9 protein-coding genes are annotated in these 12,118 nt (G+C 70.1%); all 9 read right to left on the bottom strand.

What is annotated here, in order from left to right; all coding sequences use genetic code 11:
• Positions 1 to 82 precede the first annotated feature (82 nt).
• The 9 genes from V1258_RS01755 to V1258_RS01715 all read right to left on the bottom strand — a co-directional run bounded on the left by V1258_RS01755 (position 83) and on the right by V1258_RS01715 (position 12,113).
• Entirely contained in the window at positions 83 to 364 is a 282-nt protein-coding gene (locus V1258_RS01755; protein WP_329748076.1) for a DUF6457 domain-containing protein, read from the bottom strand.
• Positions 364 to 1,095 (bottom strand): respiratory nitrate reductase subunit gamma, encoded by a 732-nt coding sequence (narI, locus tag V1258_RS01750; protein WP_329745350.1) that lies wholly within the window; start codon positions 1,093 to 1,095, stop codon positions 364 to 366. Before narI ends, V1258_RS01755 begins: the two co-directional genes overlap by 1 nt.
• Positions 1,092 to 1,940 carry a nitrate reductase molybdenum cofactor assembly chaperone gene (gene narJ / locus V1258_RS01745; protein ID WP_329748075.1) on the bottom strand — a complete coding sequence of 283 codons (849 nt, stop codon included), beginning with the start codon at positions 1,938 to 1,940 and terminating at the stop codon, positions 1,092 to 1,094. The genes narI and narJ overlap by 4 nt, the downstream gene beginning before the upstream one ends.
• The gene (gene narH, locus V1258_RS01740; protein WP_329748074.1) at positions 1,940 to 3,574 is read right to left on the bottom strand and encodes a nitrate reductase subunit beta; all 1,635 of its coding nucleotides are present in this window, start codon (positions 3,572 to 3,574) and stop codon (positions 1,940 to 1,942) included. The genes narJ and narH overlap by 1 nt, the downstream gene beginning before the upstream one ends.
• Positions 3,575 to 3,600: 26 nt before the next feature.
• Positions 3,601 to 7,338: a nitrate reductase subunit alpha gene (locus V1258_RS01735; protein WP_329748073.1), complete on the bottom strand. Its 3,738-nt coding sequence runs from the start codon at positions 7,336 to 7,338 to the stop codon at positions 3,601 to 3,603.
• Between the two features lie 37 nt (positions 7,339 to 7,375).
• A complete protein-coding gene (locus V1258_RS01730; RefSeq protein WP_329748072.1) occupies positions 7,376 to 8,617 on the bottom strand; it encodes a nitrate/nitrite transporter in 1,242 nt (413 codons plus the stop codon).
• Positions 8,618 to 8,841: 224 nt separating this feature from the next.
• Positions 8,842 to 9,363 carry a glycine cleavage system protein R gene (locus tag V1258_RS01725; RefSeq protein ID WP_329748071.1) on the bottom strand — a complete coding sequence of 174 codons (522 nt, stop codon included), beginning with the start codon at positions 9,361 to 9,363 and terminating at the stop codon, positions 8,842 to 8,844.
• 25 nt (positions 9,364 to 9,388) lie between these two features.
• A complete protein-coding gene (gene cimA, locus V1258_RS01720; protein WP_329748070.1) occupies positions 9,389 to 11,020 on the bottom strand; it encodes a citramalate synthase in 1,632 nt (543 codons plus the stop codon).
• A gap of 1 nt (position 11,021) precedes the next feature.
• Positions 11,022 to 12,113 (bottom strand): branched-chain amino acid aminotransferase, encoded by a 1,092-nt coding sequence (locus tag V1258_RS01715; RefSeq protein WP_329748069.1) that lies wholly within the window; start codon positions 12,111 to 12,113, stop codon positions 11,022 to 11,024.
• Between the last annotated feature and the right edge of the window lie 5 nt (positions 12,114 to 12,118).

Raw genomic sequence — 12,118 nt, 5'->3', positions numbered from 1 at the left:
CCGCGCCCCCGGACCAGTCCCCCGGTCACTGACAAGACCGTAGATCACGATTCGGTCACGAAGCCCTCGACAGCTCGTCGGCTCAGGACACCGCGGCCGCCGCCCGGGCGCGGGTGAGCTCCTCGACCGCTGCACAGGCTTCCTCGAGGCCGGCACCCCGGGCGACCGCCGCCCCGACGAGGAACGCGGCGATCGGTGCCATCGAACGCTGCACGCCCTCGGCGACGACGCCCGTCATCCGGTGCACCCGGTCCACGTCGAGGTCCACGCCGCCGACCTCGAGCAGTGTGGAGGTCTCCCGCAGCCAGGGCAGCAGCTCGGTCTCCCAGTCGCACTGCCGGGTCACGGGGGTTTTCGCCGCCATCAGAAGTCCACCTTCTCCCACCCGCGGCGCTCGGACTCCCGTCGCGGGTCCTTGCTGCGGTAGACGATGTACGGCCGGTTCAGGTACCCCACCGGGGCGGCGAAGACGTGCACCAGGCGAGTGAAGGGCCACACCGCGAAGAGCAACAGCGCGGAGAGGATGTGCAGTTGGAAGAAGATCGGGGCCTCTCCCATCAGCGACGGATCGGGCCGGAAGGTCCAGAAGTCCCGGAACCAGATCGAGACGCCCTCTCGGTAGTCGTAGGCGCCGAAGGTGGTGTGCACCAGCGTGGCGAGCACCCCGCAGAGGATGGTGGAGGTCAGCAGCAGGTACATGATCTTGTCCCCCACTGTGGTCGCGCCGAACACGCGGGTGTTCGTGCGCCGGCGGTACAGCAGGATCAGCAGCCCGCCCACGCAGGCGACCGCCGCGGCGAGTCCGATGGTGACCGCCATGAGGTGGTAGAGGTGGTCGGAGATGCCGAGGAAGCGGGTCCAGGACTTCGGGATCCCGAGCCCCACCACGTGGCCGAAGAAGATCCCGATGATGCCGAAGTGGAACATCGGCGAGCCGATCGAGAGCAGTTTGGACTCGTAGATCTGGCTCGAGCGCGTGGTCCAGCCGAAGCGGTCGGCGCGGAAGCGCCACACGTGCCCGAGCACGAAGACCACCAGCACCATGTAGGGCAGCACCACCCACAGCAGCAGGTCCAGGGTCGAGGTGTCGGTCATGACGGTCGTCCTCTCAGGAGGTCCACGGGAACCGGGCCGGGGGCGGTGGCCCGGGAGTCGCAGCCGTTCGCGGCGAAGGTCTGTCCGCCCAGCGCCGCGGCGTCGGCGTCGAGCCCGTAACCGTCCAGGCCTACGGTCTCCTCCTCCGGCCCCTCCTCCGCCAGGCGCAGCACAGCGGCGCGGTCCTCGGCATCCAGGGGCGGGAGCGTCGCGCACAGCGCCACCAGCGCCCCGTGCCATGGAGAGGCGATGTCCTCGAGGTGCAGCCGCAGCAGCTCCACCCCGGGACGGTTCGAGCGCAGGATCTTCGCGCCCCGCTCCGCGTCGTGCCCGGCGCCGAACTCGAGGACGAGCGGCAGGTGGTCAGGCAGCTCCCGCTCATCGATCTCCACCCCGACGGCCCGGAAGTCCTGCTTGATGCGCAGCAGCGCCATGCCGCGGCGGCGGGTGTCGCCGTGGCTGAAGTAGGTCAGGTGCAGGCAACCTCGACGCCGGGTGTCGAAGGTGTCCACGTACTGCTCCTGGACGGCGACGGCATCCCTCACCGTCAGGGCGCGCAGAGTGAGCTCGAGCGGCTCCCGGACGCGGTCCGGGAGATCCTGGACCAGTGTGCGGAGGTCGCCGAACCGGGAGCGGACGTCCTGGTCGGGATAACTCAGCAGCCAAGAGACCGCGAGCCAGGTGATGCGCAGCTCCTCGGTGGACAGACCCGCGGCATGCAGCAGGTCCTGCGGCGAGCGACCGCGGGTCGGGGGCGGGGCCACGGTGGCGGTGCCGGTCCCGCCGCCGCCTGGGGAGCCGTCGTCGGCCGTGCGCCGGCCGAGCAGGCGGGCGAGCGCACCCATCAAGCACCCCCTGCGGCGGGACTCGGGAAGAGCCCGTCGGGCCGGCCGCGTCCGTCCCAGTTCAGCAGGTTGATCCGGACGCCCTCAGGTCGCTCGGGACCGTTCTGCTGGCGCTTGGTGGCGTAGCCGGGGCCGGACATGCCCAGCGACTCCTCGGGCAGGGACATGCTCATGCCCGGTCCGCCGGGGGCGTTCAGCGGGCAGTCGGTGCCCACGCCCTCCAGGTCGTGCGCGGACTCGTGATGGCCGACGGGGATGACGTACCGGTCCTCGTACTTCGCGATCGCGAGCAGGCGGTACATCTCCTGCATCGTCTCGCCGTCCATCCCGACGGCGTTCGCGATCCCCTCCCGGGGCTCGCGTCCGAGATTGATGTCGCGCATGTAGGAGCGCATCGCCGCCATCCGGTACAGCACCCGCTCCACGGTAGGGACGTCCCCGGCGGTGAAGAGGTTCGCGAGGTACTCCACCGGGATGCGCAGCGCGTCGATCGCGGCGAAGAGGTTCTCGGCGTCCTCCGCGTCGTAGCCGGTGTCGCGCACCACGTCCACCACCGGCGAGAGCGGCGGGATGTACCAGACCATCGGCATGGTGCGGTACTCGGGGTGTAGCGGCAGCGCGACCTCGTAGTCCTTGATGAGCTTGTAGGTCGGGGAATTCTGCGCGGCCAGCAGCCAGTCGTGCGGGATCCCGGCGGCCTTCGCGCCGGCGATCACCTCGGGGTCGTGCGGGTCGAGGATGATGTCGCGCTGGGCGCGGTAGAGCTCCTTCTCGTCCCGGGTCGAGGCGGCCTCGGTGACGCGGTCGGCGTCATAGAGGACGAGGCCGATGTAGCGCAGCCGGCCCACGCAGGTCTCCGCGCACACCGTCGGCTCCCCCTGCTCGATGCGGGGATAGCAGAAAGTGCACTTCTCGGCCTTGCCGGTGCGGTGGTTGAAGTAGATCTTCTTGTACGGGCAGCCGGTGATGCACATGCGCCAGCCGCGGCAACCGTCCTGGTCCACGAGCACGATGCCGTCCTCCTCGCGCTTGTAGATCGCGCCGGAGGGGCAGGAGGCCACGCAGGTGGGGTTCAGGCAGTGCTCGCAGATGCGGGGCAGGTAGAACATGAACGTCTGGTCGAACTCGAACTGCACCTTGTCCTCGATGCCCTTGAGCATCGGGTCCTTGTCCTTGTGGAGATAGGTGCCGCCGAGGTCGTCGTCCCAGTTGCCGGACCACTGGATCTGGGTGCGCTCCCCCGTGATGAGGGACTTCGGGGGCGCGGTGGGGATGGCCGACTGCTGCGCGGGGGCGTTGAGGAGGTTGTCGTACTCGTAGGTCCAGGGCTCGTAGTAGTCCTCGATGCCGGGCAGCTTCGGGTTCGAGAACAGCTGCAGCAGCTTGGAGAGGCGCCCGCCGGCCTTGGGCTTCAGCCGGCCGTTCGCGCCGAGCTCCCAGCCGCCCTTCCACGTCTCCTGGTCCTCGTACCCACGCGGATAGCCCTGCCCGGGACGGGTCTCGACGTTGTTGAACCAGATGTACTCCGTGCCGGAGCGGTTGGTCCAGGCCTGCTTGCAGGTGACCGAGCAGGTGTGGCAGCCGATGCACTTGTCGAGGTTCATCACCATCGACATCTGGGCCATGACTCTCATGTCGTCTCTCCTCGTGCTCTCGGAGCTCAGTACTCGACGGGGGCGGTGCGCCGACGGATCATCGTGACCTCGTCGCGCTGGTTCCCCGTGGGGCCGTAGTAGTTGAAGGCGTACGACAGCTGGCCGTATCCGCCGATGAGGTGGGAGGGCTTGAGCATGATCCGGGTCAGGGAGTTGTGGATGCCGCCGCGCATGCCGTCCCGCTCGGTCAGCGGCACGTTCACGGTGCGATCCTGGGCGTGGTGCATGAAGGCGGTGCCCTTCGGCATGCGGTGCGAGACCACCGCCCGGGCGGCGACCACACCGTTGCGGTTGGTGGCCTCGATCCAGTCGTTGTCGGTGATGCCGACGGCCTCCGCGTCCTCGACGCTCATCCAGATCGTCTGGCCGCCGCGGGAGAGGTTCATCATGAAGAAGTTCTCCATGTACATCGAATGGATCGCCCACTTGTTGTGCGGGGTCAGGTAGCGCACCGAGATCGATGTCCCGGCCTCGTCCGTGGTGCCCAGCGCGCGCTCGCCGAACAAGGCGGTCATGTCGAGCGGAGGCCGGAAGACCGGCAGCGCCTCGCCCATCTCTAGCATCCAGTCGTGGTCGAGGTAGAAGTGCTGGCGGCCGGTGAGGGTGTGCCAGGGCTTCTTGCGCTCGACGTTGATGGTGAAGGGGCTGTACCGGCGCCCGCCGGACTCCGAGCCGGACCATTCGGGGCTCGTGATCACCGGGACCGGGGCGGCCTTGGTGTCGGCGAAATGGATCCGCTTACCCTCGTTCTCGGCGGCGAGGTCGTGCAGGGCCATGCCGGTGCGCTTCTCGAGGGTCTTGAAGCCCTCGGTAGCCATGTGGCCGTTGGTGGTGCCGGACAAGCCCAGGATGAACTCGCAAGCCTGCAGGTCGGTCTCGAGCCTCGGCCGCCCGGCGGCGGCGCCGTGGCGGTGGACGCCGTTGAGGCGGCCGAGCTCGGCGACGTAGTCCTTGACGTCGTAGGTGATGCCCTTGGTGGTCATCCCGAGCGTCTCCAGCAGCGGGCCGATCGAGGTGAACTTCGCGTGGATCTGCGTGTAGTCCCGCTCGACCTCGACGAGGGTGGGCATCGTCAGGCCCGGGATCGGCTCGCACTCCCCCTTCTTCCAGTCGCGCACGCGCCCGTGCGGGGTCGCCAGCTCGCCGGGGGTGTCGTGCTGGAGCGGGAAGGCCACGACGTCGGTGCGGGTGCCGAGATGGGTCTCGGCGAGCTCGCTGAAGCGCCGCGCGATCCCGGCCCAGGTCTCCCAGTCGGTGCGCGACTCCCAGGGGTTGGAGATCGCCGGGTTGAAGGAGTGCACGAAGGGATGCATGTCCGTCGTGGACAGGTCGTGCTTCTCGTACCAGGTCGCCGCCGGCAGCACGACGTCCGAGTGGAGGGTGTGGCTCGTCATGCGGAAGTCGAGGGTGAGCATCAGATCGACCTTGCCGATCGGCGCCTCGTCCCGCCAGCGCACGTCCCGGGGCCGGAGGTGCTCCGGGGTCTCCTCCTCGGTGGCGGCGGAGTCGACCCCGAGCAGGTGACGGAAGAAGTACTGATCGCCCTTGGCGGAGGAGCCCAGGGTGTTCGCCCGCCAGATCGACCAGATCTTCGGATGGTTCTGCGGGGCGTCCGGGTCTTCGGCGGCGAAGCTGATGCCGCCGCTCCGAAGCTGGTCGACGAGGTACGGGATCGTCTCCTGGCCCGCCTCGGCGGCACGGTCGGCGACGTCGAGCGAGGAGATGTCGAACTGGGGGTAGAAGGGCTGCCAGCCCAGGCGCTGGGACAGGGCGACGGCATCAGCCGTGGTGGTGCCCGCGAAGCGGCCCGCGCCCGTCGTCGCAGCGAGGGTGTCGGCGCCGAAGCGGTCGTAGCGCCACTGGTCCGTGTGCATGTACCAATACGTCGTCTGGGTCATCTGGCGTGGCGGCCGGGTCCAGTCCAGCGCGTTGGCGAGGTGGAGCCAGCCGGTGATCGGGCGGACCTTCTCCTGGCCGACGTAGTGGGCCCAGCCGCCGCCGTTGACGCCCTGGGTTCCGCAGAGGTTCGTGAGGGTCAGGAAGGAGCGGTAGATGGTGTCGGAGTGGAACCAGTGGTTGGTGCCGGCGCCCATGATGATCATCGACCGGCCGCCGGAGTCGATCGCGTTCTGCGCGAACTCGCGGGCGATGCGGGCGGCGGCGACGCCGGGCACGCCGGTGATCTCCTCCTGCCAGGCGGGGGTGTAGAGCGCTTCGGCGTCGTCGATGCCGCGTGCCCACTGCCCGGGCAGGCCCTCACGGCCCACCCCGTACTCGGCCAGCAGCAGGTCGAAGACGGTGGTCACGATGCGCCCGTCGATCGCGCGCACGGGCACGCCGCGCACGACATCGCCGCGCCCGCCCTGACCTGCCGTGTCGAAGCGGGGCAACAGCACCTCGGCCACGTCCTCGTGATGGCCCAGCAAGGTGAGCGCCGGGTCGAGCTCGCCGAGCTCGAGGTTCCAGCGGCCCTCCCCGTCAGCGCTGTATCGGTGGCCGAGCGTGCCGTTCGGGACGACGACCCGGCCGGTCGCGCGGTCGAACATCATCGGCTTGAAGTCGGCGTGCTCGGTCGAGGCCTCGGCGGTGCGGTGCTCCCCCGCCTCGCTCGCGACGAGGAACTTCCCGGGCACGAGGGCACCGTCCTCGCGCCGCTCGAGCTGCACGAGGAAGGGCAGGTCGGTGTACTGCCGGGAGTATTCCTCGAAGTACGGCACCTGCCGCTCGACATAGAACTCACGCAGGATGGTGTGGCCCATCGCCATGGCGAGCGCCGCATCGGTGCCGGGATGCGGGGCGAGCCACTCGTCGGCGAACTTGACGCTCTCGGCATAGTCGGGGGCGACGGAGATGACCTTCTGGCCGCGGTAGCGCGCCTCGGCCATCCAATGGGCGTCGGGGGTCCGGGTCAGGGGCACGTTCGAGCCCCACATGATGAGGTAGGAGGCGTCCCACCAGTCCCCTGACTCGGGCACGTCGGTCTGGTCGCCGAAGACCTGCGGCGAGGCAGGTGGGAGGTCCGCGTACCAGTCGTAGAAGGACAGCATCGAGCCGCCGATGAGCTGGTGAAAGCGGGCGCCGGAGGAGAAGGACACCTGGCTCATCGCCGGGATCGGTGAGAAACCGGTGGCGCGGTCCGGGCCGAACTCCTTGACGGTGTGGACGTAGGCGGCGGCGACGAGCTCCTCCGCCTCCTCCCAGCTCGCCCGCACGAGGCCGCCTCTGCCGCGGACGCGCTTGTAGCGCCTCGCCTTCTCGGGGTCGGAGACGATCGCCTTCCACGCCTCGACCGGGTCGTTCCCCGGGGCCTTCGCCTTCTCCTCCCGGAACATGCGCAGCAGCTCGGAGCGGATGTAGGGATAGCGCACCCGGGTGGGCGAGTAGGTGTACCAGGAGAAGGAGGCGCCTCGGGGGCAGCCGCGCGGCTCGTACTCGGGCCGGTCGGGGCCCGCGGAAGGGTAGTCGGTTTCCTGCGACTCCCAGGTGATCACCCCGTCCTTGACGTACACCTTCCAGGAGCAGGAGCCGGTGCAGTTGACGCCGTGGGTGGAGCGGACCACCTTGTCGTGGCTCCATCGCTCGCGGTAGAAGGAGTCGCCGCCGCGGCCGCCCACGCGATGGGTCTCGCGGTTGTCCTCGCTGATCCGCTCGGACCGGCTGAACATGCGCCGGGCGCCGATCAGCGCGTCGAACAGCGGCGAGTCCATCCCTCCGCCGGGAGTGGTGCGGTCCTGGATGCTCATGGGTGCTCCTCCTGGGACGGGACGGGACGGGACGGGGTCAGGTGGCGGGGGCGTCGGAGGGAGCGGCGGAGCGGGCGCCGCGCGCGACGAAGAGGGTGACGACGATCGCTCCGAGCGTGGCAAGCAGCAGCAGGACGATGCCGAGGGAGTAGCTGCCGCTGCCGGCGTGGATCGCGGCCATCACCAGCGGCGGGACGAATCCGCCCAGGCCGCCCGCGGCGCCGACGAAGCCGGTCACGGAGCCGACCACGGAGGGCTCGGAGGTCTGCGCGACCAGGGCGAAGACGGCGCCGGAGCCGAGTCCGAGGCCGGCGGCCATGACGATGAAGGCGATCGTGCCCAGCGGCATCAGCGCGGGCTGGAAGGCCAGAAGCAGCGCGGCGAGAGCGACAGCGGTGTAGGAGATCAGCAGGGTGCGCACCGCGCCGAGGCGGTCCGAGAGGGTCCCGCCGAGCGGGCGCATGATCACGGCGACGATGACGAATCCGGCCATCCGGAAGGAGGCGTCGGCGGTCTCCAGCCCGTACCAGTTCTTCAGCATCGTGGGCAGGAAGACGGAGAAGGCGACGTAGCCGCCGAAGGACAAGGCGTAGAGATAGCAAGCCTGCCAGGTCACCGTCAGCTTCATCACCGCGAGGGATTGGGCGATGATGCTCCGCTTCGACGGCGTCCAGGTGGGGGCGTCGTGCATGAACAGCCAGCCGACCACGGCGTAGGCCACGAGCGCGATCGCGGTGAGCACGAAGGGGGCGACGTCCCCGATCGCATCGACCAGCGGGACGGTGGTGAAGGCGCTGATCGCGGTGCCGCCCATGCCCACGCCGTAGAGGCCGGTGGCCATGCCGCGCTTCGCGGGCGGGAACCAGGAGTTCACGTAGGGCACGCCGATGGCGAAGGTGGTGCCGGCGATGCCGAGGAAGAATCCGCCGAGTAGCAGCGTGGAATACGAGTACTGGCCGATCAGGCCGATGAACAGCACCGGGATCACGGTGAGCAGGGAGACCAGCGGGAACATCAGGTGCCCGCCGAAGCGGTCCGAGAGCGCGCCCATGAGGATCCGACCCAGCGAGCCCACCAGGACCGGTAGCGCGACGATCAGCGAGGCATCCTGGGCGAGGCCCTGCTCGACGTAGACGGGGCCGAGCGGGCTCAGCAGCGCCCATGCCCAGAAGTTCACTCCGAAGCCCAGGGTGACCAGCAGAAGGGCTCGCCAGGCCCCGGGCGGGACGGTCGACGGGGAGGTGGTCGAGGTGACGGCGGAGGATGGGGACCCGGACATCGAGGCGCTCCTCGGGCGAGTGCGGACGCGCGGGTCGACCTGTTCTCGACGACGCACCACAGGGGGACTGTGCGCCTCCAGCATTCTCGGCCCGTGCGGCCACCATAGGGGACTTCCGTCCCGATGGGGCCCCTTCTCGAGGAATTCTTCTGTTACTCGTCGGAAAGCAGAGAATTATGCGATCCGGAGATCACCGAATTCGTCCTCCTCGCGCTCTCGACGCCTCATTCCGGGACGTCGAGCTCCAGGTCGACCATGAGCTCGGCGGCGATCTGCTCGAGGGCCTCCCGCACCGCCGCATCCGAACCGCCCGCGGGCAGGCGCACTTCGGCCTCGGCCTCGAAGAGCACACCGCCGCCCTCCGGGGCGTCGCGGGTCCAGCTGCGCAGACCGTCGATGGTGGCGCCCTGCGCGGTGAGCGCCGAGGTCACCTCGCGCACCATGCCGGTGCGGTCCTGGCCGAGCAGATGCAGACGGAAGGACTCCCCGCCCTGCGCCGCCGCGCCGGTCCCGCTCGCGGCCTCGACCTGCAGACCCACCTCTCCCGCGAGGGCGGGGAGGGCGTCCAGGAACGCCTCGGTCCGCTCGGCCGGGACCTCGACCTGCACGATCCCGGCGAAGTGGCCGGCGAGCAGGGCGAGCTGGCTGTCGACCCAGCTGCCTCCGTGCTCGTCGACGACGGAGGCGAGGGCGGAGACGAGGCCGGGGCGGTCCTCGCCGATGGCGGTCAGCACGAAAGTGGTCATGGCCACAGGGTAGTGGCTCGAGGGCTCAGACGCCCGACTTGTACAGGCCGTAGGTGTAGGCGTCGAAGACGGCCTCCCACGAGGCCTCGATGACGTTCGGGCCGACGCCCACGGTCTGGAACTCGAGACCGCGCCCGGAGGTCCGCACGAGCACCCGGGTGGTCGCATCGGTGCCGTGCTGCGCGTCGAGGATGCGCACCTTGAAGTCCTGCAGCTCGAAGTCGTCGATCTCGGGGTAGCGCTCGCGGAGGGCGGAGCGCAGGGCGAGGTCCAGGGCGTTGACCGGGCCGTTGCCCTCGGCGATCGCGACCCGCCGCTCCGCGTCCTCGCCCGTCCCGGCGAGCAGGCGCACCGTCGCCTCGGACTCGAGGGTGCCGTCGCGCAGCTGCTGGGAGGTGGCGCGCCACGACTCGACGGTCGCGTAGGACGGCACCTGACCGAGCTGGTCCAGGACGAGGAGCTCGAAGGAGGCGTCGGCCGCCTCGTAGGAGTAGCCCTCCGCCTCGCGCTGCTTGACGGTCGCCGCGAGCCGCGAGAGCAGCTCCGGATCCCCCGCGAGGTCGAAGCCGAGCTCGCGGCCCTTGAGCTCGATGGAGGCGCGGCCGGCCATGTCCGAGATGATCATGCGCATGTCGTTGCCGATCTCGCGCGGATCCATGTGCTGGTAGAGATCCGGGTCCACTCGGATCGCGCTCGCGTGCAGCCCGGCCTTGTGCGCGAAGGCGCTCGCCCCCACGTAGGGCGCGCGGGAGGTGACCGGCATGTTCACGATCTCCCCGATCGCGTGGGCGATGCGCGTCGTCTCGGCGAGGGTCTCCGCGGGGAGGAGCTCGAGGCCCATCTTCAGCTGGAGGTCGGCGAGGAGCGTGACGAGGTCCGCGTTGCCGGTGCGCTCCCCGTAGCCGTTGACACATCCCTGTACGTGGGTGATGCCCGCGCGCACGGCGGTGAGGGCGTTCGCGACGGCGCAGCCGGAGTCGTTGTGGGTGTGGGCACCGAGGCGCGCGTCGGCGAGCCCGGCGGCGTCGAGTCGGCCGCGGAGGTCCTCGACGATCTCGGTCACCTGGTGCGGGAGCATCCCGCCGTTGGTGTCGCACAGGACGACCGACGCCGCACCGGCCTCGTAGGCGGCGATCACCACGGAGGCGGTGTAGTCGGCATCGTGCAGGTAGCCGTCGAAGAAGTGCTCGGCGTCGACGAACACCTCGCGGTCCAGGCCCCGCAGGTGCTCGACGGTGTCCCGCACCATCGCCAGGTTCTCCTCGGCCGTGGTACGCAGGGCGCCGAGGACATGGCGCAGATCCGACTTGGCCACGAGCGTGATCGTCGGGGCTCCCGAGTCGACGAGCGCCGCGACCTGCGGGTCCTCCGTCACGGTGACGCCCGCCTTGCGGGTCGCGCCGAAGGCGGCGAGACGGGCGGTGCGCAGCTCGAGCTCGGTCGCCGCCCGGGCGAAGAACTCGGTGTCGCGCGGGACCGCGCCCGGCCAGCCGCCCTCGATGTAGGTCACTCCCAGCTCGTCGAGCAGGCGCGCGACGGCGAGCTTGTCCGCGACGGAGAGCGTCAGGCCCTCCTGCTGGGAGCCGTCGCGCAGGGTCGTGTCGTAGAGGTGGAAGCCGTCCACGGCGCTGGGTGTGGGGCGGGCGGTGCTCGTCATCTCACACCAGCCGGGTGAGCCAGCCGTGACGGTCGGGCACCCGGCCGTACTGGATGTCCGTGAGCTCCTGGCGCAGGGCGAGGGTGGTCTCGCCGGAGCCGCCGTCGCCGACGGGCTGCGCGCCGCCCGGATGGCGGAACTCCCCGATCGGCGTGATCACGGCGGCCGTGCCGCAGGCGAACATCTCGGTGATCTCGCCGCTCGCGAGCTGCGCGAGCACCTCGTCCATCACCAGGCGCTGCTCGACGGGCTCGAGACCGCGATCCGCCGCGAGGGTGAGGATGGAGGAACGGGTGACGCCCTCGAGGATCGAGCCGCTGAGGGACGGCGTGAGGATCCTGCCGTCGGCCGTGATCGCGAAGACGTTCATGCCCGAGAGCTCGTCGATCGAGGTGTGCGTCTCGGAGTCGAGGAAGAGCACCTCGTCGGCGCCGTGCTCGGCCGCCTGCGCCTTGCCCAGGAGGGAGGACGCGTAGTTGCCGCCGCACTTCGCGGCGCCGGTGCCCCCCGCGCCGGCGCGGGCGAACTCGTCCGTGATCCACACGACGAGAGGCTGCACGCCCCGCGGGAAGTAGGCACCCGCCGGGGAGGCGATGACGTAGTAGTCGACCACGTGGGAGGCCCGGACCCCGAGGAACTCCTCGTTGGCGATCATGAACGGACGCAGATACAGCGACTGCTCGCCGGTCGGCTCCGGCACCCACGGCTCGTCGGCCGCGACCTGCGCGCGCAGCGAGGCGAGGAAGTCCTCGACCGGCAGCTCGGGCAGCGCGAGGCGACGGGCGGAGGCCGCGAGCCGCTCGGCGTTGCGCTCGGGACGGAAGGTCCACACCGAGCCGTCGGCGTGGCGGAACGCCTTGAGGCCTTCGAAGATCTCCTGGCCGTAGTGCAGCACGGCCGAGGCCGGGGAGAGCTGGAGCGGTCCGAACGGGATGACCTCTCCCCCGGCCCAGCCGCCCTCGACGGTCCACCGGGCATGGGTCATGAAGTCGGTGAAGTGCTGACCGAAGCCGGGGGCGGCGAGGGTGCGGGCGCGCTCGTCGTCGCCGATGCGACGGGTGGTGTCGGACTGGGGGAAGGCGAGCGCGCTCACGGGTG

Origin of the sequence: Brachybacterium sp. J153 (assembly GCF_036311905.1) — a bacterium.
GTDB lineage: Bacteria > Actinomycetota > Actinomycetes > Actinomycetales > Dermabacteraceae > Brachybacterium.
Note: the sequence above shows the minus strand (reverse complement) of the source record. Positions and strands in the feature narration are given on the sequence as shown.

Coding starts and splice junctions, on each gene's coding strand:
- V1258_RS01755 (WP_329748076.1), bottom strand. CDS start 364: ATGGCGGCGAAAACCCCCGTGACCCGGCAGTGCGACTGGGAGACCGAG.
- narI (WP_329745350.1), bottom strand. CDS start 1,095: ATGACCGACACCTCGACCCTGGACCTGCTGCTGTGGGTGGTGCTGCCC.
- narJ (WP_329748075.1), bottom strand. CDS start 1,940: ATGGGTGCGCTCGCCCGCCTGCTCGGCCGGCGCACGGCCGACGACGGC.
- narH (WP_329748074.1), bottom strand. CDS start 3,574: ATGAGAGTCATGGCCCAGATGTCGATGGTGATGAACCTCGACAAGTGC.
- V1258_RS01735 (WP_329748073.1), bottom strand. CDS start 7,338: ATGAGCATCCAGGACCGCACCACTCCCGGCGGAGGGATGGACTCGCCG.
- V1258_RS01730 (WP_329748072.1), bottom strand. CDS start 8,617: ATGTCCGGGTCCCCATCCTCCGCCGTCACCTCGACCACCTCCCCGTCG.
- V1258_RS01725 (WP_329748071.1), bottom strand. CDS start 9,363: ATGACCACTTTCGTGCTGACCGCCATCGGCGAGGACCGCCCCGGCCTC.
- cimA (WP_329748070.1), bottom strand. CDS start 11,020: ATGACGAGCACCGCCCGCCCCACACCCAGCGCCGTGGACGGCTTCCAC.